This window comes from Streptomyces triticirhizae (assembly GCF_003696235.1).
Classification (GTDB): domain Bacteria; phylum Actinomycetota; class Actinomycetes; order Streptomycetales; family Streptomycetaceae; genus Streptomyces; species Streptomyces triticirhizae.
On record NZ_RFFJ01000389.1, the window covers coordinates 1 to 1,365 of the forward strand.

Below are 1,365 nucleotides of genomic sequence, written 5' to 3' on the forward strand. Positions count from 1 at the left end.
CCGCTCGCACGCCGGTGATCCGGCCACGGTCGTCGAGGTCGATGGAACGGTCGCCGCCGAGGCGGTCGACGATGGCGCTGACCGCGCCGTCCGGCCGGTAGGTGTAGGCGCGGTGTTGCAGCGATCGCCCGGTGGGTCCGTGACCCGCCTGAAGGGATGGTTCGTCAGATTCTGAGCGCGGTGTCGACCAAGAGATTCTGCTTCGATGCCTCGGCGCTTACCGAGTCTGCGGCCCTGATCCAGAAGTTCGTCCGACACTTGGGCCATGCCAGACCCACAGGAGGCCCTCGTGCAGGTGGCCAAGGTGCTGAAAGGGGCGACGTGCGTCGAGGAGTCGGAGCTCGGGCAGACCAAGGCTGCTTGTTGCTTATGCGGGAAAGGTTTCTCAGCGGTATCCGACGATGAGTTTGTCCAGAGTCTGGTCACCGCTCTCTGCGAAGAGTTCCACCGAGTCGAGGCCGCGAAATATAGACCCATCCCCGGCCATTCCGAACAACAGATTCCTTCGATCTCTTTCGCCGATGAGGTAGAGCTGGTGCCCACATCCTCGCTCATGCACTCACAGATGTCTGCCTCCCATTGCCCCTCAAGTGGGTTCGTCGAAAAGGGGCCGAGAGCCATGGTGTTGCTCATCCCGGACAGGTCGAAAGCGAGTTCGCCGGACTCGGAAAGGAATGTTCGCGTGGCCTGGTGGGCCTCGAACCCATCGCTTTCTCTGAGTATGCGCTCCCACTCCTGCGTGGGGACCTGGCGGTCGGGCGTCCACCCCGCTGCCCTCAGTGCCTGCTCGGTCTTCGGCGACCAGCGCTCTCTGTCGAAGGTTTCCATCCCGGGTGGATTCTCCGTTGCGTCGAACCGTTCAGCCAGGGGGCCCTGACGGCAGGGGGTATGGTCAGGACTCCTCCCGGTCATGGGACGTCATGTCTCGGCTCAGCGGATTCCCTCTACCAGTTTTTCCAGGGCCTTGTCCCCCGTCTCGGCGAGCATTCGGACGTCGTCCATGCCTAGATAGACCGAACCGTCTGGCGCCATCCCGATGTAGTTGTTCCGGTGTTCGGACGCGCCGAGAGGGTAGAGATGGGAGCCGCACAATTCGCTGAGTGCTTCGAAGATCTCCTCGTCCCATTTGGCCAGGGCGGGGTCGAGCTGGAAATCTGCACGTACCATGGTGATCCCCGGGCCGCGGTGCTCCACTGCCAGCCCACCAAACTCCATCAGAAAGGTGCGAGCCGCCGGATGGATCTCGAAGCCGCCGTGTTCATCGAGCAGTTCCTCCCAACCGGCTGTCGAAACGGATCTTCCTGGATACCAACCGGCTTCCCGTAGCACGCGATCGGTTTCTTCCGACCAGCGCCGCGTCGCTTC

General features: G+C 62.7%; 2 protein-coding genes. Both read right to left on the minus strand.

The window, feature by feature from the left end:
• The coding region (locus tag EBN88_RS32790; RefSeq protein ID WP_407703480.1) for an SUKH-3 domain-containing protein at positions 1–912 on the minus strand (912 nt) is incomplete at its 3' end.
• Between the two features lie 18 nt (positions 913–930).
• Positions 931–1,365 (minus strand): SUKH-3 domain-containing protein (locus EBN88_RS29850; RefSeq protein WP_199742542.1); only part of this gene is annotated, 435 nt, incomplete at its 5' end.